We start from the raw sequence: 15,811 nt of genomic DNA, 5'->3' as shown, positions 1-15,811 counted from the left end.
AGCCTCTGCCAATGCCGATGCCCTTATCCGTCAGGCGCGTCACATCTCTGAGGAGAGGAGTAGAGGTCGAGCCATTTCCTTGACCCGTGAAGCCCTAAAGAGGCTTGAAGACAAATCGAACAGCCAGTGGCGTGATGTTACTAAGCGCCTCTCAGACGATATCGTCAGTGAGACACCAACGGGACGCTCAATGAGTGCCCATGAGGTCCAGAAGCAGCTTCTCCGCCGTCTCGATCGACAGGCATCGACACGGATCCCAACGGGATTGAAAGCCCTCGACGCCAGGCTGGGCGGCGGTCTGCATCCCGGCACCCTGACAATGCTGGGCGCCTTCGGGAAGACCGGGAAGACCGCGCTATGCGCCACCATAAGCTACAACATGGAGGCGGCTAACACCCCTCATTTGATGGCGTGCCTGGAAAGGGGCGGCACCGAGGTTGAGGAACTTAAGACGGCCCGGCGGCTCGGTTGCCGAGGCTTTGACCTAGGTAAGCACAAGGACAAGATCGCCGCACTCGCTCCAATGAAACGGCATTGTCACTACGTTCATGATACCGCGATGACCGTCGAGGACCTCCGCCACGAAATCCTGTATCACCGCCGCCGCTTCGGCATTGCGGCCGCTCTCATCGATTTCTGGCAACTGATCCAGGGAAGAGAAAAGGGCGAAACCATTGATGCCCACCTCACCAGGGTCGCCCAGAGGCTGCAAGCGACCAGCGTGGATGCCGACATCCCCATCTTCATGACCAGCCAACTAAACGACAATGGCCGAAGCCGCGACAGTTCAGCAGCCCTGACTGCCTCAAACCTGTTTCTCATCCTCTACCGGGACAAGGACGCTTGCGAGGCCTGGATGGAGACCATCGTGAGCAACATCACCGATGAGGTCGATATCGGAAGCATCGGAGCCCCTCAGTTCGTTCTCGATCGCGAGGCGGGTCCTCACTTCCGCGACATCACCACGCTCTAAGCGAGGGAAGGCTTCTTGCCCATGCCCACCATAACGCAACTGGCTCGCCTCAGGGCCCAAGCCGGACTGACCCAGAGGGAGATGGCCAGTTTGCTCAAGACGAGCCAACCATGGATCTGCCGGCTGGAGGCCAATCCGGACGCAGTCTCAGTCAGATCGCTGCGTCGTTACCTCGAGGCCCTTGGTTAGGATCTGGCTCACGTCCCCGCAATAAATCGCAAACATACTTCATTGTAATTCGGATAAAGGTTATAGAGTGGTCATCGGAACGAATTCCAGACCGTTCACGAATCATAGGTGGCATGTCGCCTATCAGCAGAGAGGGTTTCAATGAGGTATAAAACGCATCTGGCAGTCGCGGCCTGCGCACTTGCCGTAACGGCGCTGATGGCTATCGATAGCTCGGCGTCTGCCCAGGTCTTCGGTGCCCTTGAGTCCAAGGGTAAGAACGCCTACCAGAACATCAAGAATCTGTCATTCCTGGTTGGAGGCTTCGGCATCATCGGCCTCGCAGTTATGGCGTATTTCGGCCGTTTCCAGTTCAAATGGCTCTTCGCGCTCGTTGGCGGCCTCGTCCTGATTGCTGCGTCCGGCAGCATGATCGACTACGTTACCCAGAGCGGCAGCGACTCCGAGCAGGTTTCGATCACCCAGTCTGACTTCGGTGACACACTTACCGCGCGCTAATCTGTTGACCGCCGGTCGAAAGCTAAACCTAGGGGGCCAATTTGGCCCCCTTTTTGTCGACGGTCCCTTCTTAAGCGGGTTAAAAGGGTATACCGAAATAGATTTCTCGAATCATACAAATAAATTCGCAACTGGAACAAAGGTGCCTCGTGCAGGACATCGACACCAAAATCTACCGGCCCGTTTCGATGCCTCAGAAGTTCGTGGGCGCTCCCCTGCTTCCGGCCGTTTTCTCTCTCTGCTTCTCCGTTCTTAGCTTCCTCTTTCTAGTCTTCTACGATTTCGGCCTGCCTAACGCATTGGTCGTTCTAGGCTTTCTGATCTCAATTTTTGCCGGCCATATGGCCCTCGTCATGCTGGGCGCGAAAGAACCCCACATGACAACTCTCATCCAGACGATGCGTTATTCGCTCCAGAAGTGCCGCCGGATTGGTGGCAGGGCACAGCGCCGCTTCTGGCCTTAACCCATTCACCCTTCACGCCGACACGAGAGCCGCTCACATGAGCCAAACGCTAGAACTCCTCCTCTCCTACCAAACGAGCCTGCGGGCCGTCGCGACTGTGCTGGGTGCCGGGGCTGCGGCCGCGGGCCTCGCCTTTACCGTTCCATCCCTTGTCGATCGGCTGAGGCCTCCGGCACGCCAGGAGACGCTGGCGGATTTTCTGCCGTTCATCGAGATGCTGCCGAACCGCAAGCACATCAAGTGCGTGGCTGACCGCTATGTCTCCATCGTTGAGATCGGCGGCGCCGAGCTGAACCTCAGTTCCTTCGAGACCAGGGCTGAGCTCTTTCTCGCCCGCAAATACATGCTGGACGAGGCGCAGCGGTCCTCCTTTGCTGAAATCAGGCTCTTCACGACCAAGGAGCGGCTTCCGATCAATACCTCTCCCAATCGGACGAATCCCCTTCTCCAGGCAATTTCCGAGCAGTGGAATAAGGATTTCAGCCATGCCTATTCATTGCGCCACTTTGCGCTGCTGGTGGTCAAGGCAAGCCATGACCAAGAGGCCTCCGAACTGCTCAAACAGTCCGAGGACTTCATCCTAAGGACCCTCAGCTCCTTCGACTGCCGTGTTCTCGAAGAAGGGCCCGATCCGACAACCGGTCCCGCAGCAGTTCTTGCCCGGCTGATCAGCCCTGTGAGCCGGCCTGCTCCTAAGGTAGCCGGACTGGAGGAACGGGCCATGAACCGGATGATCGCCGTCGATTCCATCGATTTCGGAGCTGACGACAGCGGGATCTTGCGGTTTTCGAACGGTCGTGACGAGAAGCTTGCGACCATTCTGGGCGTTCGTGACTGTGGGGAGAAGACGTCAGAGAACGCCTACCGAGAGATTATCGGTATTGATGCCGAATTGGTCATTCATCATGCCATTCAGCCTCTCAATACGTCGCTCCAGATGGCGAAATTGAAGCAGGAGCAGATGGCAGCCCCCATGATGACGCTTTCCCAGAACGCGTCGTACGAGATCATGGAGGCGATTAGCCTTCTCGATGGCCAGTCGGAAATGAAGGCCACGTTGCACAATTACGCGATGAATGTCGTCGTGTACGGTGAGACGCCCGAAGACCTTGGAGAGATCGAAAACGAGATCGTTTCGATTATCTCCCGAACGGGCGCCACCTGTGTTCGCGAACTGATCACGGCTCAAGCCGTCTGGTTCTCTATGTTCTCTTTCGACCGCCTCTGGCCTCGCCAGTTCCGGTTCATGAGCCAGAACGTCGCCACGAACCTGGTGCTTCATAAGCCCAACATCGGATTGCGAAAGTCGGACTGGTGCAACGAGCCCCTGAGCTATTTCCGGTCCGTGACGGGAGAGGCATATGCCTTCCAATTCCACGCGACGGAAGACAAGGAGGCAGTCCCGCACTGTGTCTCCATTGGCCCGACCGGCACCGGTAAGACCACCCTCGTCAGCTTCCTCGCTGCCCAGGCTCTCCGCCTGCCTGATCTCAGGGTCTACCTCTTCGACCGGCTGAACGGCTGTGAAGTCTTTGTTCGGTGCGCCGGTGGAGATTACGTCACCTTCGACGGAGATGCGTCGTCGGCCAAGATGAACCCGCTTCTACTCGACGACACTCCAGACAACCGCCAGTTCCAGCAGCGTTGGCTTCGCCTGCTGGGCGACGCTAAGGATGCCTTCGACGAGGAGGAGATCACCCGCGCCCTCGACATCAACTATGCGCCTTACCTCGACGCCAGCTTCCGCAAGCTGGAGTCTCTGCACAAGGCAGCGTTCTCGCCTCACGGAAATCTCAGGAAGTCGCTTCAGCCCTGGGTCGATGCCAACATGCTCGGCGGCTACTTCAACGCGGACGAAGATAACCTTGATCTAACGAAAGCCCGCCTTGCCGGGTTCGACATGACCAAGATCCTAGGGGACCACCGCCTTGCCCCTCCGATCGTGGATTATATTATCCATCGGATCCGGTCCAACGCCACAACTACAGGGTCGCCGTCTCTTGTCTTCGTCGATGAGACGGAGCCGATGCTTCAGAACGAGCTCTTCCGCAACAACTTCGTCAAGGTCGGTCTTCAGGAAGCCCGAAAGCTCCGCCAAGCCTACATACTGGCCTTCCAGCGTCCTGAAGCCATCAAGGCAACCGGAATGTCGGAGTTGATCCGCGGCCAGTGCCAGACCGTGTTTTTCTATCGCAACCGCAATGCCAAGCCCGAAGACTATGATGATTGGGGGCTCAACGAGAGCGAGTTGGCCTTCGTCCTCGGCAAGGACTTCGCCGGGCCGGAGCATAAGTACGCGGTCCTAGTGAAGAAATACTCCACTGGTCAGTCAGCTATCCTGGATATCAACCTGTCTGTCCTTGGCCGGTACCTCAAGGTTTTCTCGTCCGGCCGTCCAGCAGTTATCGAACTCACCAAGGCCATCGAGAAATACGGAAAGGACGCATTTCTTGAGCCTTACCTCAATGGCGAATTCGCCGCGCGCTAAGCCCTCCAACTCCCCAACAGAGGTTCCCATGACCCTTCGTTCCCTTCGATCCCGGGCATCGGCCATCTCGTCGATGCTGGCTGTCATGCTCATGTCCATCTGGCTGAGCGCTGCTGGCGGAAGTTTCGCCAACGCCCAGGTGCCCGTGCTGGACTCCAATGTCTTCGGCCAGGTCCAGCAGACCATGAAAACGGTTGCCAATCAGCTTGGCCAACTGCAGAACATCCTCGGTACAGTGAACCAGTTGCAGCAGGCCATTGGTCAGCTTGGGCCGAGCCACATTTCCGGCCTACTCGGACGCCTCTCCTCCATGTTCTCGGAAATCAAGGGGGCCGGCGGTATCGGCCAGATGGTGAGTTCCCTTCACGGGATCAAAGCAACTCTGGGATCGCTCGAGAACTTCGGGAATCTCGGTCGGAACGGCAGCTTCACCTCCTCCTTCAACACGCTGCAGAATGCTTTCGGGCAGGCCTCGCAGGGGGTGAGCTCGGTTCAGAATGGCATTACCCAGGCCCTCTACGTGAATAAGGCGAACGGCACCCAGGCCGACGTCGAAGCCATCAATGCCATGAGGGCGATCAACACCCGCACGGCCGCGACCAGCGCCATGGCGATCGCCATCCAGGGCAAGGATCAGGTGTCCAAGACCTCTCAGGACATCCAGAAGATCTCCGATCAGGCCAAGCAGTCACAGGACATGCGCGGTGACCTCGCCGTCAACAATGCCATCATGATCAAGATGTTGGAGCAGGTCATTCAGAGCAACGCCCAGCTTTCTGCCATGCTTCACCTACAGTCGGCGAGTGCGATCGGGAACGATAGCTACAACAGCCAGACCGGCGGCCAGTAACCCCTGCTCACACGAACGGAATGAGAAGTGCCATGCAGCGCAAAAAGGTCATACTCGCCTCCACGGCCATTGTCGTTGGGCTCTTTTCGAGTGACATGATCGGGCAAGCGAACAGGCCTCTCATTTCCGAAGCAGTCAGCAGGTACAACCCAACCCCGTGCGAGATCGCCTCTGGCGGAACGCTTTGGGGTTGGTTTCCGTGCCCGATTTTTGATCCCGCGCGATTGGCGGACGAAGTTCAGACCACGCTAAGCGAGAACCTCAAACTCGGGAGCATGATCGAACAGCTCCAAGCATGGCAGACGACACTCAATAGCGTCACTGCTCCTATTTCCCAGGTGCGCGCCTTCCTTAACAGCCTCTTCTCATTCAGTGGATCGGCCGGACCTCTCACGACCTTCAAAGATGATGGCACGATCAATCTGCCTCAGGTGATGGCCTCAGCAAACCCGGCGAACGTACCGGATATGTCGCGGGCGGTCGCCGATTTTTACCTTCGCCCAGGTTCGTCAACCCCCTCCGAACGGAGCCAGCTATCCCGCTCGGTAAATTCTGATGGCCTTGGCGCAGCAGTCGCAGCGAAGTCCATCATCACCAAGAACCAGGACGAGATTAAAAAGCTTGCCGACGAAGTTGGCAAAGCGAAAACCCTGCGAGATGATTTTGCCGTAAACGCAAAGATCCGTCTGACCCTCCTCCAGGCTCTCGAGGAGCGCAATCGCCTCGTTTCACGCCTGACATCAGGGCAGGCAGTCAGTCACCTTCGGCAAATGGGTCAAGATCCGTTTGCAAGCAGTTCCAGCTGGACTTCCAGCTCCAATGCCTATGGGAACCCCCAGGCCTATGCCAACAGCGTCGAGCAGGATGCCCGCTCAGACGACGCCCTGAGTGCCAAAGCACGATTACAGGCCCAGGATGCTCTCAACGCCGGTCGCCAATCCCTTATCTATGCCCTGGAATTGCACAACGGACTTATCACTGGGCACAACTTGAACCAGAGTATTCAAACCGGGGGCGGATCCGACATCAATTTCCTGCGGGACGAGCTCCAGGCTTTGAGCCAACGCTATGGCGCCTCTCTCGATACCCCGGAACAGGTCCATGCCTTCATCAATCAACTCGCGGCTGAGACCCAGAAGGGCATCCGGACGGCTACGCAAATCATGAAGCAGCACGCCTCTCTTGCAGCAGACACGGATCTGCGCCGGATGATCGCTGACCAGCAGACTATTCTCGACAATCTGCGCAATGATTCGAGTTATCAGACCTACATCTCGGTTAATGCGAACGTGCTCCCCTCCGACACACTGACCGACTGACAGGGCCTCTTATTAACCATTTGAAACTCTTACGTTTTAACTTACCTGGCCATTTCCTACTCATAACCCCGCAGAATGTTCCGCGCGCCGTTGAAATAGATTGGACGCACGAAATGAAAGGTATAGAAGCGAATTAAAGAACACCGATCACCAGGAAAGATCGAATGTTGATTCGCATTCTCGCTATCTCAATTACTGCCCTTGCTCTAAGCGCCTGCGGAACATTGACCCAGGACGACCCCATCGGCATCGGACGCTCGCCCAATGACCTCAAGAAGAGCCCGTGTGCCTGCATTCAGCTGCCAAATGCAGCGAATGATGTGCCTGTGCAGGCTGTTTAATTCTTTCAAGCGGCGTCATTTACCATGTCTTCCAGCGTCTCCCGCCTAGAGCGTCTCACCACACGGTTCTCCCCCAAAAAGGACGGCGATGCTGTAGCTGCGCACTCGCCTTCGGAGCGCCAGGTTCGTGCAGAGCCTATCACTCCGTTCCCGGCTGCATCTGGCTCGAAGCCAAAGGATAAGATCGGGGGCTATTTGCGCGACCATGATGCGCCCCATGCGGCTGGCCGGCGCGCAGCCGTCACAGACAAACTCCTGATCGCGATCTCGGGCGTCCTACTTGCGCTGAACGTGGTCCAGGCCGTCGCTATCATGCAGCTCATCCCTCTCTATCGGGTCGTTCCGTTCTTTGTGACCTGGTCCGACAAGTCCGACCAGGTGGTGCGCGTAGAGCCGCCGACAGGCAATTTGAAGTCTCTGGCGATCCTCGAGGAAGCGAACGTTCGTGAATACGTCACGATGCGCAACACGATCACGGACGATCCGCAGCGTACAGTCTATCAGTGGGGCACGATCGTCCGGCTGATGTCCTCAAAGCCTGTCTATGATCAGTTCTTGGCCGAGACGAAGCCTGTCTATGACTCTCTCAAGGAGAGGCGCTTCACCCGAAGCGTGTCGCTCAAGAGCGTTCTGAAGATCCAGAGCGGCTATTGGCAAGTCGAGTTCGATGTCATTGACCGGCGTATCGGCTCCGGCCTCACCGATGGCGGTGACGAGCGTCGGACATTCGTTGCACAGCTTCGCGCGCAGAACGTCGAGCAGAGCATCAGCTACGACAACCGTTTCCTGAATCCACTCGGGTTCACCGTCACAGCTTACACCGTCGCCTCCAAAAAAGACTAAGCCCCACCGCGGCGCAAACAAGAACACCAGGACCGAACTCAATGACCTCCTCGCGCTCTCGTAACCTCTCAACCGCTGCGCTGGCTGCGTTTATCGCAGCCTCTGGGATGAACACCGCCCTTGCGCAGGGCACGCCTATGGGACCGGCAGGCCAGATCACGCAGGCTCAAGCAAATGTGCCGGCGGAATTCTCGGCTCCGGGTGTCCCGGGTCTCGCCCCGGAGCCACTCGACATGCCCTCTCAGGTAGCCGCGCAGGGTACCTCCCGCATTGCGACTGCAGTTGCTTCAAAGCCACTTGGGCTGGAGCAAAAGGCCTGGCTTGATCCGAACAAACACAAGTCGCCTCGCCAGACCCGTCCGGGTTTCGTGAAAATCTCCTGGCGTCCTGACGATGTGATGGAGGTCAACGCGCGCGAAGGCCTGCTCAGCGTGATCAAGTTCCCCCGGCAGGAAGAGGTTGTTCAGGTGATGTCATCTGACCCCGGATCCTTCGAGACGTCGACGGCGCCGAACAAGCGTTCCGTTGCCATTCGGGCGATCTATCCGGGCGTCGATGGGAACCTGATCGTCTACGGCAGCTCCGGCAACGTCTACAACTTCTATCTCCGTTCTCTTCCTTTCAATGCCGATCGCCTCCCAGACACGACCGTCGAGGTCGTGGTAGGCGGCATGGAGGCCGGCACGGGCGAAACCCTTGCTTCGACGGCCCCTGTCTCGATGCCGTACACCAATTACAAGGACCTCTACGAGCCTGCGGTCAACAAGGCGACGGCCTACTTCGACGCTGGCGGCCGCGAGTACGCCCGAGGGGCTCCGGTCAACCCTGGAGATATGCGGAACAATATCAGCATCGAGGCCCGGTCCCAGGAAGACGCTGTGATCGCTCCTATTCGCGCCTGGCACGATGGCCGGTTCACTTACCTGGACTTCGGCCCGAACGCCTCCTCCATGACCGAATGGCCCGTTGCCGCCCTCGTCATCCAAGGGGTTGAGAGCCCGGTTGGCACCCGCGTTGCCGGTAAGGACCGCTCTATGATGGTGATCGAGGCCATCGGCAACATCACACTCCGCAACGGCAACCGTCTGGTTTGCCTCCGGCTGGCTCGTCCACTGGACGATAACCGCTATGCCAAAGATGCACCGATCGTCGACCTCCGGCGGACCGTTGTGGTTGAGAAGCCGGTCATCGTGGAGCGCGAGGTCCCGGTTGAGGTTCAAAAGACCGTTGTGATCGAAAAGCCGGTTCCGGCACCCGCCGTCAGGCCCGTCACCCCGGTGCCCCAGGCGCCCCTTATCCGCAAGGGTGCGGTTGAGACTGTCGAAAAGCAGGTGGTCGCCTCTGCTGGGCCACTGGTCGCGCCGATGGCTGTTCCCGCCGCAGCTGTTGCCCCTGCGCCAAAGGCAGTTCCGGCCCCGGCACCTGCAATCGTCCCGGCTGCCCCGCCGCCACCTCCCGCCCCGACTTCAAGCGCGGTCATCCTCGGTCCTTACAGCAAAGCTGAAGGCGAGCAGGTCTGGAACCTCTACAGAGCGGATAATCGTCTGCAGGCAGGCAAAGCTAAGCTGTCTTGGCAGACAGAGACTGGCGGCTCGCTCAAGGGTGCTCCTGCCTCTGGCAGGGCTATGATCCGGATCAGCGGCGTCAATCCCTCGGCGGCCAGTTCGATCTGCGATGTCCGTCGTCGCCACGGCGACACCTGTATGGTTGCGGAATAAGGGGACAAGCATGAGCGACGATCCTAAGCGCAAGCTCAAAATCCGGCTCGCCACCGCGACCAGCGCGTTGGCCCTCTTGGGTGTCACACTGTTTGTTCTCACGCTGCCCGAACGGAATACGGCGCTTGCTATGAGACAGGCTGCCCTACCGCCTTCCGAGCCGGTCTTTGCCCCAGCCCAACCGGAGGCCCCAAAGGCGCCACCGAAGGAGGGTGACATTAGCCCAGATCGGACAACAATCGAGGCACGGGATATCCCAGCCGGGAAGGAACGCTTCACCTCGACGTTCTCGATCCGTGCGACCGAAATGCCGGCGACCATCAAAACGGTCAGCATGCCCTACGCTCAGGAGGCCGGAATCCGTCTCGATGCGAGCAATTGCGAGGGCATTCGGCTAGAGATCGATCAAGCGTGCCTGGTTCAATTCGTCTATGACCCTGCCATTCCCGGACGCGTTGACGGTCGTATTCTGATTACGGCCGCCTCTGAACGGTCTGACGGCTCCATCCGGAACCTGACCAAGGTGGTCAGCGTGGACGCCTCAGCGATTACTCCTGTTGTTGTCGAGCCGGTTATCGCTGCCCCGGCCCTTCCTCCTGAACCAGCTTACGATCCAGCCGCAGAGGCCGTACTTCGCAACCGGAGGTCAGCCAGCCTCCTTACCTCACAATCAGATGCCGAGTCCCTGACCTACCTCGGTCCCCAGCGGCCGGTCGAAGAGGACTGGGAGGCCATCGGCTACAAGCGCAACTCCTCGTCCTTTCCCGTGGACATGAGCCGCGTCGTCACCATGGACAAGCCGATCCCCGCGGTGATCAAGATCCCGATCGACACCCGCAACGCCTCCCGCGCTGTGGCTACCGTCGAACGCGACATCTATGGCGGAGACGGGCGGCTCGTTATCATCGAGCGCGGATCGACCCTCATCGGAACCGTTGAAGCTATCGGCTCGACCGGTGAGGAGAAGGTCGCCATTGCCTGGGAACGTTTGGTCAGGCCTGATGGCGCGGCATTCGCCTTCCAGGCTACCAGCGGCGACGCGATGGGCCGCGCAAGCATTCCAGCTCACATGAACAACCGCTGGTTCGAGCGCTTTGGCACCACCATGCTCATGTCAGCGCTCAATATCGGCGTCACGCTGGGTCTCAACGGCTCTCAGACGGTGGTAACCTCCGTCAGCCCTTACGCCGCCGGCTCAGCCAACGTTGCCCAGGACGCCAGAGGAATTGCGACCCAGCAGTTCCGAGAGGATACGCAGCCGCTCATCCAACAGTTCGCCGAAGAACAATTGGCTCTGCCTCCGATCAGGACTGTTCCGGCGGGAACCCGTATTACCGTGTTCCCGAATACCGATCTGTGGCTCAAGCCGATCCATCCCACTCAGAAAATGCGCGAGGAATACGCCGGAAGGGTCCGTGCCTCCCCCGAGTACCAGGCAGCCCGAAACCATCCCGGCCGCGCGCCCGGCGGCCAAGGAGCCACCCAACAGGCAGGTGCGGCAGTGCCGAACCGGTTCAACTCCCCTATCGGCACCAGTGTCCCGCAGTACATGCAGAACACCGGTGTCATTCAGAATCCGGCGTCGAGCATGAACAGTCCCATGGTGCAGGATCTGACGCAGGCTGGGAGCCAGAAGCAAAGAGCCAGGGCGGATGACAGCCTGGACTTCATCAACGCCCCATCGGCCAACCAGAAGCTTCAGCAGCGGCAACAGTCCCGCCAAGCCTCGCAACAACAGTCAGCCGCCGGTACGCCGATGGCTCCCAATTGGTCGCCCTTCTGAGAACTTGCCCGATGACCAACACAACCACTCAGGTCCTGCTTCAGCGGTTCATCCACCCGCTCTATGAGCGCCTCCTCCATCCCGATATCGAGGAGATCGCCATCAACAAGCCCGGGGAAATCTGGGTTCGCCGGCGCCGCCCTGACGATCAGGGCCGCCAGTGGGTTCCCGAGGAAGCCCCCGACCTCACGGCGCGGTATCTCGAGAACATCTGCCACATGGTGGCAAACCTCCAGAACATCCCAAACTTTGGGGCGACCGGTATGCCGGTCGTTTTCGGCACCGTGCCCGGAGGGCACCGTTTCGCCGCGGGTGTTGGGCCCAACATTCAGAGCGAAACGCCTGAAGGGACCAGTGAAGAGGGATCGATCTGCGTTTGCATTCGCCAGTACAGCAAGGAGCAGACGGTTGATCTCCAAGACTACGGCATCACTCCGGGGCAGAAGCTTCGCCCTCCAGTGGCGTCGATCTTCACCCGGGCGACCGATCCTGACGATCCCTTCGCGCAGATCGTCAACTCCCTCACGCGAGGCGATCACATTCTCCTTTCCGGAGCGACCAGCAGCGGCAAGACGACGTTCCTAAACCGGCTTGTTTCGTTTCTCGACGACCGGAAGCGGATCCTGACGGTTGAAGACACCCGCGAAATCCGCGTCCTGCAGCCCAATCGCGTGCACATCCTGATGAGCCGTACGCAGCAGGCCAACAGGTTCGACTACCGGGCCGTGCGCGATCTGATCGTCCGCATGACGCCGGATGTGGTCATGGCCGGCGAGATTTCGAACTCGAATGCTGCGACGATCTGGGAGCTCATGACGACAGGTCACGGCCACTTCATGACAACGATCCACGCCAGATCTCCAGACGAGGCGCTGACCACCTTCATCAATTGTATCTCAAACGCCCGCTCGATGGCCGGCAATACGGATGCCATTGATCGCGACGAACTCCGCGCTCAGATGGCCGAGCATATCCGTGTAATCCAGATCGAGAAAGATTCCCTTGGCCAGCGCCGCATTTCGGCCGTTGCCTGATAACGAGGCTTCCATGATTTACCTGACCGCCATTTTCGTCCCACCTATCTCTCTCGTTATCCGGGACGCCAAGAATGATGCCATTGCCAGTGTTGTGATAATTTGCCTCGGCATTGTGTTGGCCCCAGCCCTGCTCCCCTATCTCTGGATCGCTGCCGTCGTGCATAGCTTCGCGGTCATTCGGCGCCAAGACGAAGACCGGCGGACCCAGGAGATCATTGCAGCCATCAACGGCCGTGCCGGACAAGGGGACGCCACCGCGGCCTCGGCAGTTGCGTCCGCCGCGCCTGGACAGCTCGCATTGCAAGCAGGAGTCTGATCCAATGGCTACAAAGCTCCCTACTGGGCAGACCCTCAACGCCACCTTGTCGGCCGTGAATTCGATCGCATTGAACGTGCTTCCTGCACAGCACTACTCCTCGCACCTTCTTCCCGCCAGAATGCTGTTGAAGGGCCTGCTGCTGGCTTTCGTCGATGAACGTGCCGAACAATTCAGTTCAGATGATCATGAACTGCCGGTACCGACCCTCGAGAACTTCGCTGACGCCATCCTTTCCGACTATCACAACTACATGTGCGCCAGGGATAGTTCCCCGATAGAGCTATGGGTTACAGGCAAGAGCGCACCTGGCCCGTCGCCCTCACCTCTGCGCCGAATTGCCGTCACCCACCTGCAGACCATCCTTCAGGATCAATCGGCTGCCCGGTACGGGGTCATGGCCGTCTTTGATGCACTCGGCCAGTACGTCACTGACCTGTTTCCAGTTGCCCCCGGCCAAGTCGCTTCCTCTGAAGCACCAGCGGCAGGAAGCGAGGATCTGCCGCTCCTACCCGCCGCAGCCTAAGATCTCAGGCTCAGACGCTTCGAACTCCCAAGTTCAAGTGCCGGTCCACTCATAATTTCATTCTGGTTTCTGTCATGAAGCTCCACAACCCGCTCAAAACAGAGTATTTGCCTGAACACATGACGGAAAGTCAGCGGAAGCACTACCGCTGGCTCGCAACGACGGCTGTCATTGGTCTTCCGCTGGCTGGGGCGACTACCCTCTGCACACCGCTTTTCCGCTGGCTCATTGATCAACCGATGAACCAGAGAACGCTTGATGGTGTCGGAGCCTTCTTCGGCCGCGTGGCCGGCGGCGACATCCTTTCGATGAATTATGCCTTTGTCGCCTCGCCGAATTATGGCGGGTTCGACGCTCTCAAAGCTTACCTAGGCGTTGCTCTGGTTAGTACCGTTGTCTACATGGCTCCGGCTCTGCTCAACCCCTATCTGCGTCAGGTCATGAAAGGCGGCTTTGCCGATTGGTGCGATGACGAGACCCTTGCTGAAATGGAGGCTCGCGAACAGGTCGGGATCAAGGGTGGGCACCTGATGGCACTTGGCCGATGGCCAAAAGGTAAGCGCAAGGGGCAAATGGTCATGATGATCGAGACCCTTTCCGCCCTCTGCCTCGCGCCTCCCGGCACCGGTAAGACGGCTGCATTCGTGGTTCCGACGCTCCTCAAAGGTGACAATGTCTCCTTCATCGTCAATGACCCGAAACCCGAACTCTACGAAATGACGGGACATTACCGTTCGCAGAAGAGCCACGTCTTTATGCTGAACTGGGCGAAGGTCGATCAGCCGAACTTCATCATGACCTTCAACATGGGCAAGGCTTCGCCCTTCTGGGCCCAGTTCGAAAAACTCTTCCTGTTGGGAGCCGGAGGTCCGGTTCCGGAGGAGTTAGTTGCCGGATACAAGGCGCGTGATACCAGCACAAATCAAGGCACGTTCGAAGTCCCTGTCGCGCCTGCACGCTTTGAAGCGGTCAAGGAATGGGTCAATGCGCTCGACGGGGCCGATGTCTATACAGTTCAGGATCCTGTCTTCTACCCACGCTTCAACTTTCTTTCGCCGAAGCTCGTCCCGCCGCAGGGCCCCGACCGTGACACTTATCTTGATACAGTCGCGAAGACTCTGATTCCGAACCCCGATGGCGGTAAAGGGAACGACTACTTCGTCACCAAAGGGCGCGCCGCGCTCACAGGGTTCATGCACTACCTGATCTCCAAGGTAGGCGACAAAAAGAACTATGATGGACTGCCTGCAAAATGGAACGGCTACGAACCATCAATTCCGATGCTCTCTGATTGGCTTGCAGTTTCACAGTTCGAGAGCACGAAGAAGACAGGTGACGAAGACCCCATGGCAGCCATGGGATCGGACAAGATGGGCGATTGGATTCGTGCCCTTTGCGACGATGTCGTTCCCGCCGAACAGGGTGGAAAGTTCCCTTCGCCGCGTGCCTTCGTTGAGCTAAGCTCTCTCGTCAATATGGCGGACAAGGAAAGATCGGGCGTCTTCGGCACGATGGACCAGGCACTCCTGCCCTTCAAAAATGCTGCCGTCGCTCAAAGAACTTCGGCCTGCGACTTTACTCCGGACGACATGCGGGGGATGAAAGCTCCTGGAGACAAGGAGTTCAAACCCGTTACGCTCTATATCTGCGTGAACCAGGCCGAGGCTAGCGCTTTCGAGACCGTCACCGCCCTCCTTTACGAGGTTTTCTCGCAGAGCCTGATCTCCTATGAGCCAGGACAGTTTAACCCCAAAACCGGCAGGGAACTCGGCCCCTTCCCCGTGTGCTTCGCTCTCGACGAGTTCGCCAAGCTGCCTCGCATCGAGTCGGTGATCACTGGACCGGACCTTGGACGCTCCAAGAAGGTCAGCTATCTCCTAGCCGCACAGGATTTCGGCCAGATTCGAAAGAAGTACACGGCTGAAGACGAGTCGGTGATCATCACCACGACGGCCGTCAAATACGTCCTGGCGCAAAACAACACCGACACCATCGATAAGTTTAAGAAAATGGTCGGAGAAACCACGATCCAGCGCGCCCAGAAAACCTATAATGAAGGTCTCTCGAAGTCAGCTAATCCCATGGCCTGGAGCCGGTCCGAGCAAGTCGAAAACATCAGCTTCTTACGCAGTGAGGACGTCGCATCCCTAAAGCCCGGCAAGAACATCGTACTTGTCCAGAACTTCCTCAACCGACCGATAAAGCTTGATACGCCGTACTTCTTTAAGGACAAGGAGATGGCCATCCATGTTCGCTCCCGCGGGAAAGGTCCGATCGCAACACAGACAGTACCTAATTTCATCTTCCAGAGCCGCCTCAAGACCATAGATCCTGCTGACGCAGCGAAGAGAAAGGCAGGCCGCCTCAAGAAGCAGCATGACGACGAGGCGACGAAGCACATAACCAAAGAGGTCGTGAAGTACGGGGGCTAATCGTTGGAAAGTTCAAGATGAGGATTCAAGCGGC

15 protein-coding genes are annotated in these 15,811 nt (G+C 58.3%); all 15 read left to right on the top strand.

The window, feature by feature from the left end; translation table 11 throughout:
* Window positions 1-79 precede the first annotated feature (79 nt).
* The 15 genes from DDF70_RS08110 (at window position 80) to DDF70_RS08045 (ending at window position 15,777) form a co-directional block, all read left to right on the top strand.
* The gene (locus DDF70_RS08110) at window positions 80-973 is read left to right on the top strand and encodes a DnaB-like helicase C-terminal domain-containing protein (RefSeq protein ID WP_162820265.1); all 894 of its coding nucleotides are present in this window, start codon (window positions 80-82) and stop codon (window positions 971-973) included.
* Window positions 974-994: 21 nt separating this feature from the next.
* Window positions 995-1,162, top strand: coding sequence for a helix-turn-helix domain-containing protein (locus tag DDF70_RS39170; RefSeq protein WP_114944368.1), 168 nt, complete (start codon window positions 995-997; stop codon window positions 1,160-1,162).
* Window positions 1,163-1,303: 141 nt separating this feature from the next.
* Window positions 1,304-1,660 (top strand): TrbC/VirB2 family protein, encoded by a 357-nt coding sequence (locus DDF70_RS08100; RefSeq protein WP_114944367.1) that lies wholly within the window; start codon window positions 1,304-1,306, stop codon window positions 1,658-1,660.
* Between the two features lie 149 nt (window positions 1,661-1,809).
* Window positions 1,810-2,124 (top strand): VirB3 family type IV secretion system protein, encoded by a 315-nt coding sequence (locus DDF70_RS08095; RefSeq protein ID WP_114944366.1) that lies wholly within the window; start codon window positions 1,810-1,812, stop codon window positions 2,122-2,124.
* 37 nt (window positions 2,125-2,161) lie between these two features.
* Window positions 2,162-4,612, top strand: coding sequence for a VirB4 family type IV secretion/conjugal transfer ATPase (locus DDF70_RS08090; protein ID WP_114944365.1), 2,451 nt, complete (start codon window positions 2,162-2,164; stop codon window positions 4,610-4,612).
* 28 nt (window positions 4,613-4,640) lie between these two features.
* Window positions 4,641-5,462, top strand: a complete 822-nt coding sequence (locus DDF70_RS08085) for a hypothetical protein (RefSeq protein ID WP_162820264.1) — start codon at window positions 4,641-4,643, stop codon at window positions 5,460-5,462.
* Window positions 5,463-5,494: 32 nt separating this feature from the next.
* Window positions 5,495-6,781, top strand: a complete 1,287-nt coding sequence (locus DDF70_RS08080) for a hypothetical protein (protein ID WP_114944363.1) — start codon at window positions 5,495-5,497, stop codon at window positions 6,779-6,781.
* Window positions 6,782-6,945: 164 nt separating this feature from the next.
* A complete protein-coding gene (locus DDF70_RS36430) occupies window positions 6,946-7,122 on the top strand; it encodes a hypothetical protein (RefSeq protein WP_162820263.1) in 177 nt (58 codons plus the stop codon).
* Window positions 7,123-7,317: 195 nt separating this feature from the next.
* A complete protein-coding gene (locus DDF70_RS08075; protein ID WP_162820262.1) occupies window positions 7,318-7,965 on the top strand; it encodes a VirB8/TrbF family protein in 648 nt (215 codons plus the stop codon).
* Window positions 7,966-8,072: 107 nt separating this feature from the next.
* The gene (locus DDF70_RS08070) at window positions 8,073-9,683 is read left to right on the top strand and encodes a TrbG/VirB9 family P-type conjugative transfer protein (RefSeq protein WP_162820261.1); all 1,611 of its coding nucleotides are present in this window, start codon (window positions 8,073-8,075) and stop codon (window positions 9,681-9,683) included.
* A gap of 10 nt (window positions 9,684-9,693) precedes the next feature.
* Window positions 9,694-11,466, top strand: coding sequence for a TraB/TrbI/VirB10 family type IV secretion system protein (locus DDF70_RS08065; protein ID WP_162820260.1), 1,773 nt, complete (start codon window positions 9,694-9,696; stop codon window positions 11,464-11,466).
* A gap of 11 nt (window positions 11,467-11,477) precedes the next feature.
* Window positions 11,478-12,500: an ATPase, T2SS/T4P/T4SS family gene (locus DDF70_RS08060; protein WP_114944359.1), complete on the top strand. Its 1,023-nt coding sequence runs from the start codon at window positions 11,478-11,480 to the stop codon at window positions 12,498-12,500.
* 13 nt (window positions 12,501-12,513) lie between these two features.
* Window positions 12,514-12,819, top strand: a complete 306-nt coding sequence (locus tag DDF70_RS08055; RefSeq protein WP_114944358.1) for a hypothetical protein — start codon at window positions 12,514-12,516, stop codon at window positions 12,817-12,819.
* Between the two features lie 4 nt (window positions 12,820-12,823).
* A complete protein-coding gene (locus tag DDF70_RS08050; RefSeq protein ID WP_114944357.1) occupies window positions 12,824-13,345 on the top strand; it encodes a hypothetical protein in 522 nt (173 codons plus the stop codon).
* Window positions 13,346-13,419: 74 nt separating this feature from the next.
* Entirely contained in the window at window positions 13,420-15,777 is a 2,358-nt protein-coding gene (locus DDF70_RS08045; RefSeq protein ID WP_114944356.1) for a type IV secretory system conjugative DNA transfer family protein, read from the top strand.
* The last annotated feature ends 34 nt before the right edge of the window (window positions 15,778-15,811 follow it).

Origin of the sequence: Microvirga calopogonii (assembly GCF_003347665.1) — a bacterium.
GTDB lineage: Bacteria > Pseudomonadota > Alphaproteobacteria > Rhizobiales > Beijerinckiaceae > Microvirga > Microvirga calopogonii.
Note: the sequence above shows the minus strand (reverse complement) of the source record. Positions and strands in the feature narration are given on the sequence as shown.

Excerpts from the sequence above, each read along its gene's own strand:
- DDF70_RS39170 (WP_114944368.1), top strand. The coding sequence starts at position 995 with ATGCCCACCATAACGCAACTGGCTCGCCTCAGGGCCCAAGCCGGACTG.
- DDF70_RS08100 (WP_114944367.1), top strand. The coding sequence starts at position 1,304 with ATGAGGTATAAAACGCATCTGGCAGTCGCGGCCTGCGCACTTGCCGTA.
- DDF70_RS08090 (WP_114944365.1), top strand. The coding sequence starts at position 2,162 with ATGAGCCAAACGCTAGAACTCCTCCTCTCCTACCAAACGAGCCTGCGG.
- DDF70_RS08085 (WP_162820264.1), top strand. The coding sequence starts at position 4,641 with ATGACCCTTCGTTCCCTTCGATCCCGGGCATCGGCCATCTCGTCGATG.
- DDF70_RS08080 (WP_114944363.1), top strand. The coding sequence starts at position 5,495 with ATGCAGCGCAAAAAGGTCATACTCGCCTCCACGGCCATTGTCGTTGGG.
- DDF70_RS36430 (WP_162820263.1), top strand. The coding sequence starts at position 6,946 with ATGTTGATTCGCATTCTCGCTATCTCAATTACTGCCCTTGCTCTAAGC.
- DDF70_RS08070 (WP_162820261.1), top strand. The coding sequence starts at position 8,073 with ATGAACACCGCCCTTGCGCAGGGCACGCCTATGGGACCGGCAGGCCAG.
- DDF70_RS08065 (WP_162820260.1), top strand. The coding sequence starts at position 9,694 with ATGAGCGACGATCCTAAGCGCAAGCTCAAAATCCGGCTCGCCACCGCG.
- DDF70_RS08060 (WP_114944359.1), top strand. The coding sequence starts at position 11,478 with ATGACCAACACAACCACTCAGGTCCTGCTTCAGCGGTTCATCCACCCG.
- DDF70_RS08055 (WP_114944358.1), top strand. The coding sequence starts at position 12,514 with ATGATTTACCTGACCGCCATTTTCGTCCCACCTATCTCTCTCGTTATC.
- DDF70_RS08050 (WP_114944357.1), top strand. The coding sequence starts at position 12,824 with ATGGCTACAAAGCTCCCTACTGGGCAGACCCTCAACGCCACCTTGTCG.
- DDF70_RS08045 (WP_114944356.1), top strand. The coding sequence starts at position 13,420 with ATGAAGCTCCACAACCCGCTCAAAACAGAGTATTTGCCTGAACACATG.